At 75.1% G+C, this 18,104-nt stretch carries 14 protein-coding genes; 7 read left to right on the top strand and 7 right to left on the bottom strand.

Annotation, left to right across the window (positions count from 1 at the left end):
* Positions 1-146 precede the first annotated feature (146 nt).
* Positions 147-1,328 (top strand): zinc-dependent alcohol dehydrogenase, encoded by a 1,182-nt coding sequence (locus HCN52_RS02290; protein ID WP_168086632.1) that lies wholly within the window; start codon positions 147-149, stop codon positions 1,326-1,328.
* Between the two features lie 261 nt (positions 1,329-1,589).
* Positions 1,590-3,062, top strand: coding sequence for a DUF6351 family protein (locus HCN52_RS02285; RefSeq protein WP_168086631.1), 1,473 nt, complete (start codon positions 1,590-1,592; stop codon positions 3,060-3,062).
* Positions 3,063-3,084: 22 nt separating this feature from the next.
* Here the strand turns inward: HCN52_RS02285 and HCN52_RS02280 are convergent, their stop codons facing one another.
* From HCN52_RS02280 to HCN52_RS02265, 4 genes are all read right to left on the bottom strand, one after another.
* A complete protein-coding gene (locus HCN52_RS02280; RefSeq protein ID WP_168086659.1) occupies positions 3,085-4,329 on the bottom strand; it encodes a Cmx/CmrA family chloramphenicol efflux MFS transporter in 1,245 nt (414 codons plus the stop codon).
* A 91-nt stretch (positions 4,330-4,420) separates the two neighbouring features.
* The gene (locus tag HCN52_RS02275; protein WP_168086630.1) at positions 4,421-5,329 is read right to left on the bottom strand and encodes a cytochrome c biogenesis CcdA family protein; all 909 of its coding nucleotides are present in this window, start codon (positions 5,327-5,329) and stop codon (positions 4,421-4,423) included.
* Positions 5,326-6,006, bottom strand: a complete 681-nt coding sequence (locus HCN52_RS02270; RefSeq protein WP_168086629.1) for a DsbA family protein — start codon at positions 6,004-6,006, stop codon at positions 5,326-5,328. Before HCN52_RS02270 ends, HCN52_RS02275 begins: the two co-directional genes overlap by 4 nt.
* Before the next feature lie 130 nt (positions 6,007-6,136).
* Positions 6,137-7,174, bottom strand: coding sequence for a sigma factor (locus HCN52_RS02265; RefSeq protein WP_312876491.1), 1,038 nt, complete (start codon positions 7,172-7,174; stop codon positions 6,137-6,139).
* Positions 7,175-7,329: 155 nt separating this feature from the next.
* On the opposite strand from HCN52_RS02265, the gene HCN52_RS02260 reads away from it, so the two are divergent.
* Entirely contained in the window at positions 7,330-7,785 is a 456-nt protein-coding gene (locus HCN52_RS02260; protein WP_168086627.1) for a carboxymuconolactone decarboxylase family protein, read from the top strand.
* Positions 7,786-7,833: 48 nt separating this feature from the next.
* Here HCN52_RS02260 and HCN52_RS02255 read toward each other — a convergent pair whose 3' ends face one another.
* Together HCN52_RS02255 and HCN52_RS02250 are read right to left on the bottom strand one after the other, a co-directional pair.
* Positions 7,834-8,496 carry a hypothetical protein gene (locus HCN52_RS02255; protein ID WP_168086626.1) on the bottom strand — a complete coding sequence of 221 codons (663 nt, stop codon included), beginning with the start codon at positions 8,494-8,496 and terminating at the stop codon, positions 7,834-7,836.
* Positions 8,493-9,068, bottom strand: a complete 576-nt coding sequence (locus HCN52_RS02250; protein ID WP_312876490.1) for a sigma-70 family RNA polymerase sigma factor — start codon at positions 9,066-9,068, stop codon at positions 8,493-8,495. Before HCN52_RS02250 ends, HCN52_RS02255 begins: the two co-directional genes overlap by 4 nt.
* Positions 9,069-9,608: 540 nt before the next feature.
* On the opposite strand from HCN52_RS02250, the gene zwf reads away from it, so the two are divergent.
* Positions 9,609-11,048 carry a glucose-6-phosphate dehydrogenase gene (gene zwf / locus HCN52_RS02245; RefSeq protein ID WP_168086625.1) on the top strand — a complete coding sequence of 480 codons (1,440 nt, stop codon included), beginning with the start codon at positions 9,609-9,611 and terminating at the stop codon, positions 11,046-11,048.
* Positions 11,045-13,066 (top strand): glycoside hydrolase family 15 protein, encoded by a 2,022-nt coding sequence (locus HCN52_RS02240; RefSeq protein WP_245174810.1) that lies wholly within the window; start codon positions 11,045-11,047, stop codon positions 13,064-13,066. The genes zwf and HCN52_RS02240 overlap by 4 nt, the downstream gene beginning before the upstream one ends.
* Positions 13,067-13,068: 2 nt before the next feature.
* On the opposite strand, the gene HCN52_RS02235 is transcribed toward HCN52_RS02240, so the two are convergent.
* Positions 13,069-14,133 (bottom strand): zinc-dependent alcohol dehydrogenase, encoded by a 1,065-nt coding sequence (locus HCN52_RS02235; protein ID WP_168086624.1) that lies wholly within the window; start codon positions 14,131-14,133, stop codon positions 13,069-13,071.
* 239 nt (positions 14,134-14,372) lie between these two features.
* Here HCN52_RS02235 and HCN52_RS02230 point away from each other — a divergent pair, with 239 nt between their 5' ends.
* Together HCN52_RS02230 and HCN52_RS02225 are read left to right on the top strand one after the other, a co-directional pair.
* Positions 14,373-15,566 (top strand): RtcB family protein, encoded by a 1,194-nt coding sequence (locus HCN52_RS02230; RefSeq protein WP_168086623.1) that lies wholly within the window; start codon positions 14,373-14,375, stop codon positions 15,564-15,566.
* A 268-nt stretch (positions 15,567-15,834) separates the two neighbouring features.
* Positions 15,835-17,898 carry a hypothetical protein gene (locus tag HCN52_RS02225; RefSeq protein ID WP_168086622.1) on the top strand — a complete coding sequence of 688 codons (2,064 nt, stop codon included), beginning with the start codon at positions 15,835-15,837 and terminating at the stop codon, positions 17,896-17,898.
* The last annotated feature ends 206 nt before the right edge of the window (positions 17,899-18,104 follow it).

Below are 18,104 nucleotides of genomic sequence, written 5' to 3'. Positions count from 1 at the left end.
CCACGACTCCGCACGTGTAATCCCCCCGTATCCAGGCAACCCGGGAGGAACGGACGAGACCGGCGCGGTCTCCCCCGCGGCCGCTGACCGGGCGCGGGGACGGGACGGGGCGCCGGGCCACACGACGGCCCCGGAGGTGCGGTGCGATGAAGGCAGCGGTCTGGCACGGAAAGCGCGACGTACGGGTGGAGGAGGTGCCCGACCCCCGCATCGTGGAACCCACCGACGCGGTGATCCGGGTGACCTCCAGTGGCCTGTGCGGTTCCGACCTGCACCTGTACGAGGTGCTCGCGCCGTTCATGAACGAGGGCGACATCCTGGGCCACGAGCCCATGGGCGTCGTGGAGGAGGTCGGCCCCGGAGTCCGCGACCTGTCGGTCGGCGACCGGGTGGTCGTCCCCTTCCAGATCGCGTGCGGCCACTGCTTCATGTGCGATCGGGGCCTGCCCACCCAGTGCGAGACGACACAGGTCAGGGAGCAGGGCGCGGGCGCAGCGCTGTTCGGCTACACCAATCTGTACGGGGCCGTGCCCGGCGCACAGGCCGAGTACCTGCGGGTGCCGCAGGCCCAGTACGGGCCGATCCGGATCTCCTCCGACGCGCCCGACGACCGGTTCCTGTACCTCTCCGACGTGCTGCCCACCGCGTGGCAGGCGGTCGAGTACGCGGAGGTGCCCGAGGGCGGCACCCTGGCGGTCATCGGCCTGGGCCCGATCGGCGACATGGCATGCCGAGTCGCGCTGCACCGCGGGGTGCGGCAGGTCATCGGCATCGACCTGGTGCCGGAGCGGCTGGAGCGGGCGCGCGCCCGCGGCGTCCGCACACTGGACCTGCGGGAGCTGGACGATCCGGCGGAGGCCGTCCGCGAGCTGACGGAGGGGCGCGGCGCCGACAGCGTCATCGACGCCGTCGGGATGGAGGCGCACGGCAACAGGACCGGGAAGTTCCTCCAGGACGCGGCGGCGGCGCTGCCGGGCAACGCGGGAGCGAAACTGGCCGGTACCGCGGGCGTGGACCGCATGAGCGCCCTGACCAGCGCGATCGACATGGTCCGCCGCGGCGGCACCATCTCACTCTCCGGGGTGTACGGCGGCATGGCCGACCCGATGCCCATGCTCACCCTCTTCGACAAGCAGGTGACGCTGCGCATGGGTCAGGCGAACGTCCGGCGCTGGGTACCGGAGATCATGCCCTTGCTGACGGACCAGGACCCGCTGGGGGTGGACGAGTTCGCCACCCATCACCTGCCGCTGGCCGACGCGTCGGACGCGTACGACATGTTCCAGCAGAAGGCGGACGGCGCCGTCAAGGTCGTCTTCCGCCCCTGAGGCGACCGCGCGACGGCTCTCCCCGGGCAGGGGCGCTCCTCCCCCGCCCGGGGAGGCGGAGTTCGCATCAGAACCGATCCGAACTCCATGGTTCTCACACGTGAATCGACCACGAGTGATCGTCGACGTGCACACCGGATCACATGGGTGAGGTGCGCGTCGTCATGGTCAGGACAGGCAGGCGGTGCGTAGCATGCCCACTCGCACCGATCGGCCGTCCGGGTGTCGCCCCGGACGGCCGCCAGCCGAGGAGCACCCCACGTGAAGAGCACCTCCCCCACGCGACCCGCGCGCCGTGACACGGCGCGCGGGTATCTGCGTACCGCCCTCGCCACCGTGGCCGCCGCGGCCGCCCTCGCGGCCGGCCTGGCGGGCGGTTCCACCGCCACGGCCTCGGGGCAGCCCGCCGGACCGGAGCCGGCGGCCTGCCCGGAGGCGATCGCGGAGAGCGCCACCTGCTACGGCGGGATCGACCGCAACGGGTCGTACTACACGCTCGCCGTCCCCACCGAGTGGAACGGTTCGCTGGTCGTCCATGCCCACGGCGGGCCGAGCCTCACGCCCGGGTCGGACCCCGAGCGGAGCGCCGGGGACCTCGAGCGCTGGACCGTCATGGTCGAGGAGGGCTATGCGTGGGCCGGCTCCTCCTACCGGCGCGGCGGCTACGGCACCCGCATGGCGGCGGAGGACACCGAGACGGTCCGCCAGGTCTTCGTCGAGCGGTTCGGTGAGCCCGAGCTCACGCTGCTGCACGGCCAGTCCTGGGGCGGCAACGTCGCGGCGAAGGCAGCGGAGGTCTACGGCACGCGCGACGGCGGCCCGTTCGACGGCCTCCTGCTGACCAACGGCGTCCTCGCCGGCGGTTCCCGCGGCTACGACTACCGGGTCGACCTCCGGGTGGTGCACCAGTACTACTGCAACAACCACCCGCGCCCGCAGGAGCGCCAGTACCCGCTCTGGCAGGGGTTGCCGGCCGGCGAGACGATGACCACCGCCGACCTGCGCTCCCGGCTGCTGGAGTGCACCGGCCACACCCTGGCCCCCGAGGACCGCACCCCGCTCCAGCAGCGGAACCTCGACGACATCACCGCCGTCACCGGCATCCCGGAGTCCTCCCTCGAGTCCCACCTGCGGTTCGCCACGGTGACATTCGCCGACATCGTCCACAAGCGACTGGACGGTCGGAACCCCTTCTCCACCGTCGGCGTGCGCTACCGCGGCTCCCACGACGACGCGGCGCTCAACCGCGGCGTGGCGCGCTTCGCGGCGGACCCCGCCGCCCGGCGCGACCTCTCCTACGACAGCGATCTGACCGGACGGGTGACGGTTCCGGTCCTCACCCTGCACGCCGTCGGGGACGCGACGGCGTTCGTCGAGCACGAGGCCGCCTACCGCGCGACGCTCCGCGGGGCGGGGCGCGAACGGCACCTGGTGCAGACCTTCACCCGCGAGTCGGAGCACAGCGGCCTCAGTAAGGCCGGGTACGCCACCGCGCTCGACGCGCTCGCCGGCTGGGTCGGGACCGGACAGCGCCCCACCCCGGGCGACGTGGCCCGCTCCTGCGCCACCTTCGCGTCCGCCCACCCCGGCGGCTGCCACTTCGAGCCCGATTACCGGCCCGCGGGCTACCACGACCGGGTCAACGTCCGCCCGGCCGGAGGGCACTGGCCGGCGATGAACGCGCTCCAGGAAGCGCTCTGGTCCCGTTTCCCGGGCGTCGGTATCGCCCCCTGAGCCGGGCGCGGAAGCCGGACGGTCACCGCGGGCCGTTCAGCGCCGCGCCCCGCTCCGCCGCGGCGTCCCCGGTCACGGCCGCCCGTTCCAGCGGGACGGCACCGCCGTCCGGTCCTGCGGAGCCCCGCCGGCGCAGCAGCAGCGCCACCACGACCACGGCGAGGGCGAGGAGTCCCATCCCCGCACCGGCCCACGCCGGCGCGGCGTACCCCAGACCGGCGTCGATCACCGCGCCCCCGAGCCAGGGCCCGCCGGTGTTGCCGACGTTGAACGCGGCGGTGGCCGTCGCGCCGGCCAGCGTCGGCGCCGCGGCCGCGACATCGAAGATGCGGGTGTTGAGCGCCGGCGCGGTGTAGAAGGCCGACACCCCGATCAGGAACGACAGGGCGACGACGGCCACCGGGTGCGCCGCGAGGACCGCCAGACCCGCGAGCAGGACGGTGGAGGCGGCAACACCGCTGACCATCACCCCGAACAGGTGGGCGTCGGCGAACCGGCCGCCGATGGTCGCGCCCACCAGGGCGCCCGCGCCGAACAGCGCGAGGACCAGGGGTACCGACCCGGCGTCGAGTCCGGCCACATCGGTGAGCAGCGGGGCGAGATAGGAGAAGGCGCAGAACACGGCGCCGCCGGCGAGCGCGGTCGCGGTGATCGCGAGCCACACCTGTCCCTCGCGGTAGACGGCCAGTTCCCGCCGGATCCGGGGCCGTTCCGCCGGTAGCGGGATGCGGGGCACCAGCGCGACCACGCCCACGAGCGCGACGACGGCGGCCGCGCCGACCGCCCAGAAGGCGGAGCGCCATCCGAGGTGCTCGCCGAGGAACGCACCGCCGGGAACCCCGAGGACGTTGGCGATCGACAGCCCAGCCACCATGACGGCCAGGGCTCGGGCCCGCGCGTTCCTCGGCACGGTCTGCACCGCGACGGCCGCGCCCACGGCCCAGAATCCCGCGCAGGCCAGCGCGCTGACGACGCGGGAGGCGAAGAGCGTCTCGTAGGTCGGCGCGAGCGCGCCGGCGACCTGGCCGAGGGCGAAGACGGAGATGAGCGCAATCAGGGTGGTGCGGCGCGGCAATCGCAGGGTGGCCACCGCGAGAAGGGGAGCCCCGACGACCATGCCCACCGCGAAGGCCGATATGAGAAGACCGGCCTGGGGGATGGATACGTCCATGTCGTCGGCGATGGCGGGCAGCAGCCCGGAGAGCATGAACTCGCTGGTGCCGAGCGCGAAGACGGACAGGCCGAGCACGTACACGGCGACGGGCATCCGCCCGGACGGGGCGGGAGGGAGTTGGGAAGCGGCTTCGTGCATGAGGGGTGCCAACAGATCGCCGGCCGGGAGCATTCCCGCGCGCTGGTCAGCGCCGCTCGGCGCCGGCCCCCGCGGCGGCGCCCGATGGGTGCTCCCGCGCCGGGTCCCCGGCGGGGGCCGGGGCCGGCCGCCGCCGGGAGCGCAGCGCCCAGCCGGCCAGCAGGACGGCCGCGGCGAGCAGCACCAGCAGGACGTCCACGAGGGGGCCGGCCCATCGGGTGACGCCGTACTGCAACCAGGTCTGGATCGCGGTGGGCACCGGGTCGGGGGCGTTCAGCAGGCCGTCGGTCGCCCAGAAGTAGACGCCCAGCCCGGCGATGAGCCCGCCGGTCGCCAGCGAGGTGGTGTGCAGCCGCCGTCCGCCCAACCGGAGTTCCCGTCCGCGCAGCCGCCGGCGGCCCCGCTCCCCGAGGCGGTGCCACAGTGCCGCGAGGGCGAGCAGCGGCAGGACGGTCCCGGCCGCGTACACGGCGAGGAGGAGACCCGCCGTGGTCGCGTCACCGCGCGCGGCGGCCAGCGTCAGGACCGCCCCCAGGATCGGGCCGGCGCAGAATCCCGCCACGCCGCCGGCGGCGCCGAGCAGCAGACTGCGGAGCAGCCCGGTGGGGGTCGTCGCCGTCCGCCGCTGCAGTGCCCGGACACCTGGCAGGAGTCGCGCCGGGTCGAATCCGAACCCGGCGGCGTGGAGGAAACCGGTGGCCACCAGGGCGGCGGAGGCGAGGAGCACCATCGTGTCGCGGTGGCCGACGAGCGTCGCGCCGACGGCCCCGGCGCCGATGCCCAGCGGCACCAGCGTGAGACACAGTCCGGCGTAGAAGGCGGCGCCGTGCGCCGCCAGCCGCGGTCCGGCGCCCACCGTGGTGGCGAAGAACGCCGGCAGCAGCAGCGCGCCGCACGGGCTGAGGAGGGCGAGGGCGCCTCCCGCGAACGCCGCGGCCGGGCCGATGTCCGTCATCGACGGCCGTCGCCCGCGGCGAGCGCCTCGTCGATGACGGCGGTGAACACCTCGGGGGGCTGGGCCCCCACGACCGGCTGCCCCGCGAGCAGGAACGAGGGGGTGGACACGGCTCCCAGGCTCTCCGCCTCGGCCGCGTTGCGGGCGACGGCCGCCCGGGTGGTGTCGGCAGCGAGGTCCTCGGCGAAGCGCTCGGCGTCCAGCCCGACCTCCGCCGCGAGGTCCACCAGCGCCTGCTGCTCGAGCCCGTCCGCGCCGCGGGTCCCGCCCCCCGCGAAGAGCGCGCCGTGGAAGGCGTCGTGCCCGCCCTGGAGGCCGGCCGCGTAGGCGGCCCTGGCCGCCCGGTCGGAGGGTTCGCCGAAGATGCTGATGTCGCGCCATTCGATGCGGAGGTGGCCTGCGGCCACGTACTCGCGCAGCGCGGGGAGGGTGTCGGAGGTCCAGGCGGCGCAGAAGCCGCACTGGTAGTCGGAGTAGACGATGAGCCCGACGGGCGCATCGGTGGGGCCCTCCGCGAGCGGGTCGCCGTCCTCGCGACGCTCCAGGCCGGTCAGGTCGGGGAGCTCCGCCCCGGCGGCCGCCCGGTCTCCGCCGGCGCCGGCGTCCGCCTCGCCTGCGCCGCGCTGTCCGAGCAGGAGCAGGGCGACGACGACGGCGGTGACGGCAATGACCGCCACCGGGAACAGTCTGCCGCGACGGCTGGGTGCGGGGTGCGGGGCGGTCACGTGCTTCTCCCAGTGGGCGGACGGCAGGCCGGAGCACCGGGGTTTGACACGGTGTCCCGGGTTCGGCACCGAGCGTAGTCGATTACGGGCGGTCCCTGTGCCGCCCCCGCGATGCGGCCGGGCCGGGGTCGGAGGGGCGGGCGGCGTCGGGCACGGCGCGTGTGCGGGGCCAGCGGGTGAGTTTGGCCGGGTTCTGCTGGATCCACACGTCGGTCACGCGCTCCCGGTGGACGCCGAGCGTGAGCACGCCCACCGTCGTGCCGTCGGCGACCAGCAGGTGGCCCGGGCCGTCGGCGGTCGCGACGGGCTCCAGGCGGAGCGTCGGGTTCTTCGCGAGAACGCCGACGAGGAACCGGCCGGCGGCGAGGGCCCCCGACACCGGGCGCCGGGCGGCCCGGACGACTCCGCCGCCATCGGAGCGGAGCACCGCCGCGGGGTCCAGCAGCGCGACCAACCGCGCGAGGTCCCCGTCACGGCAGGCAGCGCCGAACGCCGCCACCACCCGGGCGTACTCGGCCCGGTCGGCGGGGGTCCGGCGGCCGGAGCCCGGGCGTCCCCGGGCGGAGCGGGCGAGCTGCCGGGTCGCGGCCGGGGTGCGGTCGACGGCACGGGCGATCTCCGCGAACGGCACGGCGAAGACGTCGTGCATCACGAAGACCACGCGTTCGGCCGGTGTCATGGACTCCATGACGACGAGCAGGGCGGTGCCGACCTGCTCGTTCGCCACCGCGCGCTCGGACGGCGAGTCGGCCGCGGGCGCCATGGCGACGGGTCGCACGGAGCCGTCCCCGACCCCGGGAAAGGTGCCTTCCGGCACGGGTTCGGGGAGCCAGGGTCCGACGTACCGCTCCCGGCGGACCCGGGCGCTGTTCAGGTGGTCCAGGCAGATACGGCCGGTGACCCGGGTGAGCCAGGCCGCGGGGTTGACGACGCGCCCCCGCTCGGTGACGTCGAGCCGGTACCAGCGCAGATACGCCTCCTGGACCGCGTCCTCCGCCTCGGCGACGGTGCCGAGAACGCGGTGGGCCATGCCGGTCAACCGGGCGCGTTCGCGGTCGACCGGCAACCCGGGGCCGCCGGTGTCCGCCCCCTCGGGGGCGGCTCCGCGCTCCTGAGCCACCTCGGACCCCCTGTCCTCACGGGACCGGCCGCGGCGCCGCATCCGGTCGGCACCTCACATTCCGGCGCGCTGTCTCGTCGAAGGTACCGGGGCGGCACGGCGCACCGATCGCGCCGCGCCTCCCCACCGTCCGCCACTGCTCCGAAGGGAACATCATGACCACCGTCGACCTCACCACCGGTGACCCCGCCGCCTACCGCCGGCTCCTCCGCCTCAGCGAGCAGGCCGACGCGGGGGTCGAGGCCGCGGGGCTGCCCCCGCTGCTGGCCGAACTGGTCAAGCTCAGGGTCTCCCAGATCAACGGCTGCGCCTTCTGTCTGCGGATGCACACCAGGGACGCGCTGGCGCTCGGCGAGACCACGGACCGACTGGCCGTGCTCGGCGCCTGGCGGGAGTCGCAGTACTTCAGCGACGACGAGCGCGCGGCACTCCGGCTGGCGGAGTCGGTCACCTCCCCGGCCGCCGCGACGGCGACCGCGGAGGGGGAGGCCCTCGGCGCGGAGCAGGCGTCGGCGGTCGCCTGGCTGGCCGTCGTGATGAACGCCTGGAACCGGGTGGCGCTCACCAGTGGTTACCCCGTCGCCCCCGAGCAGGCGCCCGCCGGGCCGTGACGGCGGGCCGGGCGCACTCGCCCCCGCGTGCGGGGCGGGTGCGCCCGGTCAGCGGCCGAGCTGGGCGGCGAGGCCGGGGTCCGGGCGGGGCACCGGGCCGAAGTCCTGGTCGGTGGCGACGTCCAGCCGCCGGATGGCGTCGGCCAGCGCGGGTGTCGTCGCCGGGGCGCCGCGGCGGTCGCCGAGCGCGGCGTGGGCGCGCAGCATGTCGTGGACGAACCACGGCGCCTCCTGCGCGAGGGCTGCGAACTGCGCCGCCCAGTAGCGCGCATCGCGGTGCTCCCCGCGTTGCAGGTGCAGCAGGTGCAGGCAGACGGCCGAGGTGCCCCTCCCGGCGCCCGCGCTGAACTGCCACCAGAACTGCGCGCCGTCGGGACGGTCGGCGAGATGGAGCAGGCAGGCGAAGACGAGCGCGCCGTCCGGCTCGATCCGCACGGAGTTCACCAGTCCGGCGATACTGGCGGCCGCCCGGGCGTCGCGGACCACGAGCGCGCACAGCTGCCGGAGATCCTCGCCGGCCCGGCGGTGCGCCGGCAGTTCGCGGCCGACCGCCGGGCCGGCCGACGGCGCCGGCGCGGCCCGGTGCGGCAGCGACGCGGCGAGGCGCTCCTCGATGCGGCGCCGGGACTCGTCGAGTTCGGCGCGGGTGGTGGCGAAGGGGATCGCCGCATTGGCCAGGAACGCGTCGAAGTCCTGCGATGCGGTCCTCACGGTGTCCTCCGTCCGCCGGGGTCGTCGCAGCCGAGCTCACGGGAGAGCTTGCCCCGCGCGTGGTGGATGTGGCTGCGGACAGTGCCCTCCTCCAACCCCATGATCGCCGCGACCTGACCGGTCGGATAGCCCAGGACGAAGCGGAGGACCACCACATCGAACAGCCGTTCGGGCAGACGTGCGATGGCGGGGTACAGCCCTATGACCGATTCCATGACCTCGAACTGGCCGCGAGTCTGCCGGAGCACGTCGGTGGCGACCCGGCGGAAGACGGCGGTCTCCGGCATGGCGGGCTGCCGGCCGCGCTCCTCGAGATGACTGACCACCACCGTCCTGACGACCGCCCACGCCTCGGCCGCGGGGACCTCGGTGCGCATCAGCGCCTGCCAGTTGACGGCGAGGTAGACGAAGACGTCCTCCACCACGCCCCGGGCCTCGCTCGGGTCGCCCAGTTGCAGTTCGACGTAGGAGAGGTAGGCCGGGTAGTGGAGCTCGTGGAACGCGTGGAAGGCGGGAGGCAACTGCACCAGGTCGGGGACCGTCTGGGCGGAACGGCGCGGGAGGTCGTTCACGCGCCCCCCTCGCCGACGACTCCGGAGCGGACCGGGCGGGCGCCGGGCAGGCGGGGGCTGCCGCCCGGCGGATGACACGGCGGCACGGTGGGCGCCGCAGCGACCGGGCCGGACCTGACGCCGTGGCGGTCTTCGTGGGTCACGGGGTCTCCAACTCACTCTTTCGGGGGCACGGTTGCGCCCATGCGCGGTCGCGGGACGGTCGATCGTCCTGTCCCTGCGATCAGCTAACCGCGTTCTGTGGCCGTTCGTTGAAACGCGTCGAGGGATTCTCGCCGATTCCCGACCGCCGGCGTCACCCGCCGCGGCCACCGGGCACCGGAGCGCACGGGGGCCGCCGCCGCTCCGCGCGTCCGGGGCCCCGGTCCCCCGGACGGCCGCACGTCCGGCCGTCGTTCCCCGTGCTTCGCCGGATCACCCGGCGTGGTGTGCCGCCGCACCACCGGGTCGAGAGCTATCCAGGAGGCAGGCGGGCACGCGAGCCCCGCCACCGGGGCGCCGGGGCGGCGCACCGACCACCGCTGGAAGCGAGCAGCAGCCATGACCGACGACGGGCCCACGGGAACGCCGGCCTCCGACCCCCACGTCCTGGTGATCTTCGGTGCGACCGGCGACCTCGCCCGGCGCAAGCTGTTCCCCGGACTCCTGCGGCTGTACCGGTCGGGGATGCTTCCCGACCGGCTGAGCGTCATCGGCTCCGGACGCCACTCCCCCGGCACCGACGAGGAGTTCCGCCGCACCCTGGGCGAGGCCGTGGCCGACCACCTGCCGCCGGAGGCGTTCGACGCGGCGGCGTGGCGGGAACTGGCGGAGCGGATCACCTTCTGCACCTCCTCGGCCGAGGACGGTGCCGCGCTGGCGGAGCGGGTGCGCCGCGAACGGGAACGGCTCGGCGCGGGCGTGCGGACCCTGGTCTACCTGTCGGTGCCGCCCGCGTCCGCGGAGACCATGATCTCCATGCTGGGCAGCACGGGGATCGCGGAGGGCGCCTCGCTGGTCATGGAGAAGCCCTTCGGCGAGGACCTGGCCTCGGCACGCTCCCTGAACGCGGCGGTCCACCGCGTGGTCCCCGAGGAGAGGGTCTTCCGGATCGACCACTTCCTCGGCAAGGAGGCGGTCCAGAACATCCTGGCGCTGCGGTTCGCCAACGGCCTGTTCGAACCCGCCTGGCACCGCAACCACATCGCCTACGTGCAGATCGACGTCCCCGAGAGCATCGGCATCGAGGGGCGCGCGGGCTTCATGGAGTCGACCGGGACCTTCCGCGACATGCTGACGACCCACCTCTCCCAGCTGCTCGGGTTCGTCGCGCTCGAACAGCCGGTGTCCTTCACCGCCGCTGCCCTGCGTGCCGAGAAGCTCCGCGTCTACCGGGCGATGCGTCCGCTGGACCCGTCGGAGGTGGTGTTCGGGCAGTACGAGGGCTATCGGGAGGAGGACGGCGTCGACGACGCCTCGCGTGTCGAGACCTTCGTGGCGCTGCGGGCCTGGGTGGACAGTCCGCGCTGGTGGGGCGTGCCGTTCCTGCTGCGCACCGGAAAGGCGCTGAGCGCCTCGCGCCGGGTGGTGACGATCGGGTTCCACGAACCGCCGGCCGGGCTCTTCGCCGACCGGGTCGCGGACACCTGCCCGGACGAGCTGGTCTTCGAACTGACCGACGAGCCCGAGATCACCCTGCAGTTGCGGGCCAAGCGACCCGGGGCGGACTTCGCCCTGGCGTCCGCCAGTCTGGAACTGCGGTTCGAGGAGGCGTTCGCCCGGTCCCGTCCGCTGGAGGCGTACGAGAAGCTGCTGCTGGACGCGTTGCGAGGCGACCAGACGCTCTTCACCGGCGCCGCCGAGATCGAACGGCTCTGGGAGGTGTGCGCTCCGGTCCTGGCCGACCCGCCGGCACCGGTGTCCTACGCGCGGGGCGGGTGGGGCCCGCAGGCCGCGCTCGACCTCGCCGGTGAGCGCGGTTGGCGGGTGTCGCGCGGATGAGCGGCGAGGCTCCGCACGCGGCCCCCGGCCGGCTGGACCCGCCCTACCTGCCGATCGGTGAGCACGGGCTGATCGGCGACCTCAGGACGGCGGCACTGGTCGGTACCGACGGGCGGATCGACTGGTTCTGCGCGCCGCGGTTCGACTCCCCGAGCGTGTTCGGCGCTCTGCTGGACGCCGAGAAGGGCGGTTTCTGGGCGATCGAACCGCAGTGCGAGGTGGCGACGCGGCAGCAGTTCTACTTCCCCGAGACCAACATCCTCATCACCCGGATGCTGACCGAGGACGGCATGGTCGAGGTGCAGGACTTCATGCCGGTGCTGCGCGAGCACGACCCCGACCACCGGCAGCGGCTGGTGCGGCGGGTGGTGAGCGTGCGCGGGCACCTGCGCATGCGGGTGGAGGTGGCGCCCAGGCCGGACTACGGCCGGGCTCGCCACCGGATCGAACCGACGGCCACCGGGGTGCGGTTCGTCGGTGCCGCTCCCTCCCTGACGCTGCACAGCGACGTGGCGTTGGAGGACCGCGGGGGCGACGCCCACGGTGTCTTCCGGATCGCCCAGGGCGAGTCCGTGCTGTTCGTCCTCGAGCCCGACACCGAGTCGGGCGAGGGGAGGGAGGGGTCCGGGGACGGCGGGTCGGTGACGGAGTCGGCGGGTCCCGCCGACCGCGGGCGGCACGCCGTCCGCACCGGGACGAACACCGGCACCGGCAGCAGCGACGAGGGAGGCGCGGCGGCGCCGGGGCGCCCCGGCGCCGCCGGGGACGAGCGCGGCCCGCTGGCCCCGGAGGCGGCGCAGCAGCTGTTCGACGCCACCGTCGCGTTCTGGCGCGGCTGGCTGGCACGGTCCGCCTACACCGGACGGTGGCGCGAGATGGTGCACCGCTCGGCGCTGGCGCTGAAGCTGCTCACCCACGAGCCCACGGGCGCGGTGGTGGCGGCTCCCACCGCCGCGCTGCCGGAGCACCTGGGCGGCGAACGCAACTGGGACTACCGGTACGTGTGGATCCGGGACGCGGCGTTCTCGCTGTACGCGCTGCTGCGGCTGGGCTTCACCGCGGAGGCGCAGGCGTTCATCGCCTGGCTCTCGCGCTGCCTGGACCGATCCCACGACGGCGAGCTGGGGCCGCTGCGGGTCATGTACACCATCGACGGCGACCCCCGCATCCCGGAGGAGGAGCTGCACCACCTCGCCGGGTACCGCGGATCGCGCCCGGTGCGCGCGGGGAACTGCGCCGCCGGGCAGCTCCAGTTGGACATCTACGGCGAACTCATCGACTCCGTCTACCTGTTCAACAAGTACGGCGGCGGCGTCTCCCATGACACCTGGACCAACCTCGGCCGCATCCTGGACTGGCTGCTGGACCACTGGGACACGCCGGACCAGGGGATCTGGGAGACCCGGGCGGGCCAGCAGCACCACACCTACTCCCGCGTGATGTGCTGGGTGGCGGTGGAGCGGATGATCCGCATCGCCAACCAGCGCGGGCTGCCGGCCGACCTGGTGCGATGGCGGCGGGAGCGGGACGCGATCTACCGCCAGGTCATGGAGCGGGGGTGGAACCACGACCGCGGGACGTTCACCCAGCGGCTGGCGGACGCCCCGGGCGGGACACCTCCGGCGGAGCTCGACGCCTCGCTGCTGCTGATGCCCATGGTCAAGTTCGTCTCGCCCAACGACCCACGGTTCCACTCGACGGTGGAGGCGATCGCCGAGGAACTCGTCACGGACGGGCTGGTGTTCCGCTACGACCCGCGGTTGACGCCGGACGGCCTCAGCGGCGAGGAGGGCACCTTCTCGATCTGCTCCTTCTGGTGGGTGGAGGCGCTCACCCGGACCGGCCAGGTCGAGCGCGCACGGCTGGCGTTGGAGAAGATCTTCACCTACGCCAACCACACGGGCCTCTACGCCGAGCAGATCGGGCTCACCGGCGAACACCTCGGCAACTTCCCGCAGGCGTTCACCCACCTCGCGCTGATCAGCGCGGCGACCAACCTGGACCGGTCACTGGGCTGAGCTCACTCCCCGCTCGGGGCGGGACCGGTACCCGAGGGGTCGCCGACGGCCACCAGCACCTTGACGTGTGCGGGGTCCGAGGCGGCGGCGAAGGCGGCCGCCGCCTCGTCCAGCGGGAAGGTGGCGGTGACGAGCTCGTCGGTGTCGACGGCCCCGGAGGCGATGATCTCCATGGCCCGGCGGTAGTCGTCGGCCGTGTACATCAGAGTGCCCTCGATCCGGATCTCGCGGTCCTGCACGAGGTCGAGCCGGACCGGCGTCGGGCCCGGGGCCCCCACGCCGACCACCACGACCTGGCCGCCCTTGGTGACGCTCTCGACGGCCTGCGCGATCGAGGCCGCCCGGGCCACGCAGTCGAAGACCACGTCCGCCGGGCCGTCCAGCGACGCGGCGACGCGCTCGGCGAGGTCCGCCGCGTCCGCCGGCAGCGCCGCGTCGGCGCCCAGCCGCAGGGCGCGCTCCCGCTTGGCGGGCAGCAGGTCCGTGACCACGACCCGCCGGGCGCCGGCGAGCCGGGCGGCGATCACCAGCAGCAGCCCGATCGGGCCGGCGCCGAGCACCAGGACCGTGCGACCGGTGAGGTCCCCGGCCTTGGCCACGGCATGGACCGGGGTGGCCAGCGGTTCGATCAGCGCCGCCTGACGGTCGGTCAGCCCCGGCGGCACCGGGTGGACCCGGTCGGCCGCGATGGTGAACAGGTCGGCCATCCCGCCCGGGGTCTGGCAGCCGAAGACCGCGAGCTCCCGGCAGATGTTGTAGCGGCCCACGCGGCACTGCGGGCAGCGTCCGCAGACGAGGCCGGGCTCGACGACCACCCGGTCCCCGGGCGCGTACGCGCCCGCCCCGGGCCCGGCCTCGGCAACCTCGCCGACCACCTCGTGCCCCGGCCGGTACGGCAGGGCGACGAACGGGTGGTGGCCCTGCGCGGCGTGGGTGTCGGAGCCGCAGATACCGACGAGCACGGCGCGCACCAGCAGTTCCCCCGCGGCGGGGCGCGGCGCCGGCACCTCCTCCAGGGTGATGTCGTCGAGCGCGCGGACGAGGACACGGCGGATCGGGTCGGTCATGGCGGTCGGGCTCCGTTCTCGGGTCACGGCGGTGCGGACCGGCGCCGTTGGCCGGCACCCGGTCCCACCGGATGGAAGCCATCCTCCGGGACGGCCGGCGGGCTTCCGTCGGCGGGTGGCGGCCCGGTCGGGGTCCGTGGGTGCGGTGGTCCCGCCCGGCCCAAAACCCGTTGCCCCGTGGGCGGTCCCGGTGATCACAATGGGCCTCCCATCAGCGACACCACGGGGGTGAACACGTCATGGGACACACCGAGATACCCGGCGTGCGGATACCGATCCGGAGCTGGGCCGACCCGGCATCGATCGAGGACGGCGCCGCGCGGCAGCTGCAGAACGTCACCACCCTGCCCTGGGTGCGCGGGCTGGCGGTGATGCCCGACGTGCACTACGGGAAGGGCGCCACCGTCGGGTCGGTCATCGCCATGGAGGGCGCGGTCTGCCCCGCGGCGGTCGGCGTGGACATCGGCTGCGGCATGTCCGCGGTGCGGACCTCCCTCACCGCGGACGACCTGCCCGAGGACCTGTCCCGGCTGCGGTCCCGGATCGAGGCGACGATCCCGGTCGGCCGCGGCATGCACGCCACCCCGGTCGACCCGTCCCGGCTGCACGGCGTCCCCACCGGGGACGCCGACCAGCTGTGGCAGCGGTTCGACGACGTGGCGAGCACGGTCTCCTTCCGGCGGGACCGGGCGGAGAAGCAGCTGGGCAGCCTCGGCGGCGGGAACCACTTCGTCGAGGTGTGCACCGACACCGGCGGCGCTGTCTGGCTGATGCTGCACTCCGGCTCCCGGAACATCGGCAAGGAGCTGGCCGAGCACCACATCTCGGTGGCGCGCGGGCTGGCGCACAACCAGGGGCTGGTCGACCGCGACCTCGCGGTCTTCGTCGCGGACACCCCCCAGATGACCGCCTACCGCCACGACCTGTACTGGGCGCAGGAGTACGCCCGTCTGAACCGGTCGCTCATGATGGCCCTGCTGCAGGACGTGGTGCGCCGGGAGTTCCGCCGCGCGGCCCCCCGCTTCGGCGAGGTGATCTCCTGTCACCACAACTACGTCGCGGAGGAGGTCCACGACGGCGTCCGGCTGCTCGTGACGCGGAAGGGCGCCATCCGGGCGGGCCGCGGCGACCGGGGGATCATCCCCGGCTCGATGGGCACCGGTTCGTACATCGTCCGCGGACTCGGCAACGCCGCGTCGTTCAACTCGGCCTCCCACGGGGCGGGGCGCAGGATGAGCAGGTCGGCGGCGAAGCGGGCCTTCGGCCCGGCCGACCTGGCGGAGCAGACCCGGGGTGTGGAGTGCCGCAAGGACGCGGGGGTGGTGGACGAGATCCCGGGCGCGTACAAGTCCATCGAGGAGGTCATCTCGCGCCAGGGCGACCTGGTCGCCGTCGAGGCCGAGCTCAAGCAGGTCGTCTGCGTGAAGGGCTGAGGCGGACGGGCGCGGCGTGCGCCCCCGGCGGACCGTCCCGGGCGGCGCGTTCCCCTCGGGCCGGGCGCGGGCGTGCGCCCGGCCCTCCGGCGGCGCGACCGCCGCGTGCGTCCGGACGGGTGACCAACGTCAACACACCGGCGTGAAGTAACCGCCCGCCGGACCACTCGTTCAGCTCAATGTGACTCCCTCTCAGCCTTCGCCCACCGACCCGGCTCCCCGCACCGGGGCCTCGCCCCGCACGGCCGGCACCGTCGTGCGTCTGGAGGTGGCAGAGGCCGCGATCGTCGAGCACTACGCACGGCTGGTCCGGCTGGGGTACCTCATCCTGCCGCCCGACCTGGCACGGCACCGCCGGGTCGTCGCCGCCCACGCGCTCGCGCAACGGGCGCTGCCCCGCTCCCGGAGGACACGGCCGGCGCGCCCCGAGGTGACCCGGCCCCTCCCCCCGCCGCCCGCCGCCGGGCACGCGCCCGAGGACGAGGACGGCACCGGGCGCGCCAACGCCGACCCCGGCTACGGCTGCCTCCGGGAACGCCTGGTCACCTCCGCGCTGGCGGTGGCCCGCCGGTCGGCAGGTGAGCGCCGCGGCCCGGCCGGCGCGCTGCGGCGCCTGGGCCGCGGGCCCCGCCTTCTCCCCCAGGTCCTGGGGTTGCGGCTCTCCCCGCTGCCCGGCGGGGCGGAGGCGCTGTCCATGGAGCAGGCGCTGCTGGGCGCCACGCCCGCGGTGCGGGCGGCGTTCGCGCTGGCGCGACTGGATCGGCTGGGACCCGAGGACGTCGAGGGGCTGCTGACCGCTGCCCGGCTGCGGCCGCAGGAGGCCCGAGCGGCGATCGCCGACGCGGCGGCGCTCCCCGGCGGCGACCGCCCGCCGTTGGAGGACCCCTGTGCGCTCCGCGCGCGCCCGGGCGACCTGCTGCGCCGTCGCCAGTACCGGCGTTCGGGTGTCGCGGCCGCCGGTGCGCTGCTGCTCGGTGCGGGACTGCTGACGGCCGTGGGGGGCGGGGACGACTCCGGCGGCCCGTCCGCGGCGGACGACGCGCGGCCCGGCGAGGCGGCGCCCCGCCACCCGGCTCTCGTCGCGAGCGCCGACCCGGAGCAGCTGGAGCGGGTGCGGGAGGGCACCTGGCGGGAGGCGAGCCGGGTGGACTTCTCCTCCTGGGAGCCGCGCGGGTCGTCCGTGGACGACGAGGAGCTGCTCGGCCGGGCGCTGGCCGCCTGGGCCGGCGGCGACCAGGCGGTGCCGGTCACCGCCACCCCGGGCACCGCGACCGGCCCGCCGCCGGCGGCGCCCAGGCTGCTGTACGCGGGCCGGGTGGCGGACCGCTCACTGGTGCTGCTGCACGACGGCCTCCGGCTGGCGCGGTACACCGAGCCCGCGGACGGCTCGGCCGGGACTCCCGGAACGGAAGAGGGCCGCGCCGACCGCTCCGACGGCGGGCGCGGGCAGCCCGCCCCGGGCGCCGGCCTGGAACTGGCGCGGGTGGACGGTGCCAGCGGGGGGCACCCCGCGGTGGTCCTGCACCGCGAGGCGGCGGGCGTCCGCTACCTGACGGCGCCCTGGGTCGAGCGCGCCGACGTCCACGACCTGCTGGCCCCCGGGGCGGACCCCGCGCGGGTCGACCTGGACCAGGACGGGGTCACGGGACCGGTCCCCACGTCGGTCGGAGCGGCGGAGTGCGCCACGTCCCCGCTGCTGGAGCTGACCACGCCGCCGGGTCTGCCGACCGGCGTCCTCGTCGACATGGGCGAGCTGGTTCCGGCGGCGGTCACCGACGCCGCCCCGGGCGTGGGCCATGGGCACCCGCTGCGGGGCCCGGCCGCGGACCGGCTCGCCCGCACCGCCTGCCACCTGCCCGAACTGGTCGGCAGCGGGGTCCGGTTGGTGAACAGCTGGGAGTTCGCCTCGCAGGACCTGCCCGACGACGGCGGTCGGGCGAGCTGGGTGTGCACCCGGGCCGAGACCTGGCGGGGCGAGGGCGTCCGGACCATGACCCAGCTCCAGCTCCCGCCGGTCGACCGCTCCGACGAGGAGGCCGGTGCGGGCCGGGAGTTCGGCGAGCCCGGGGTGGTGACCGCCCGCGCCCGGGGCGGTGCCGACTGCACGCTGCGGGAGCACCACTTCACGGCGTCCGCGCTCTGGCAGTCGCCGGAGGACCGCTGGTACCTGATCGCCGCCGCCAGCCCGGGGGTCGGCGATCTGACCGTCCGCGGCGACGTCGAGGGCGCGGCGGACGGGCGCGCCCTGTCGGTGCCGGCGTCGGCGGACACCGAGGCCGAGGTGGTGGGTGTGGTGACCGAGACCGGAGCGACCGCCACCGAGCTGCGCTGACCCGGAGCAGCTGGAGCGGGTGCGGGAGGGCACGTGACGGGAGACGAGCCGGGTGGACTTCTCCTCCTGACCGCACGGGGGACGGGCCGCTCGCACCGGGACCCCACCCTCCGGGCGCGGCACGGCATCGGACGGCGCCGCCGCGCCCGGCCTCGACCCGGTCCGCCGTCAGCCGCGGTCGGCGTCGCCGCCGCGGCCGTTCCGGC

This window comes from Streptomyces bohaiensis (genome assembly GCF_012033785.1).
Classification (GTDB): Bacteria; Actinomycetota; Actinomycetes; order Streptomycetales; family Streptomycetaceae; genus Streptomyces; species Streptomyces bohaiensis.
This window is presented reverse-complemented; position numbering and strand designations above follow the sequence as displayed.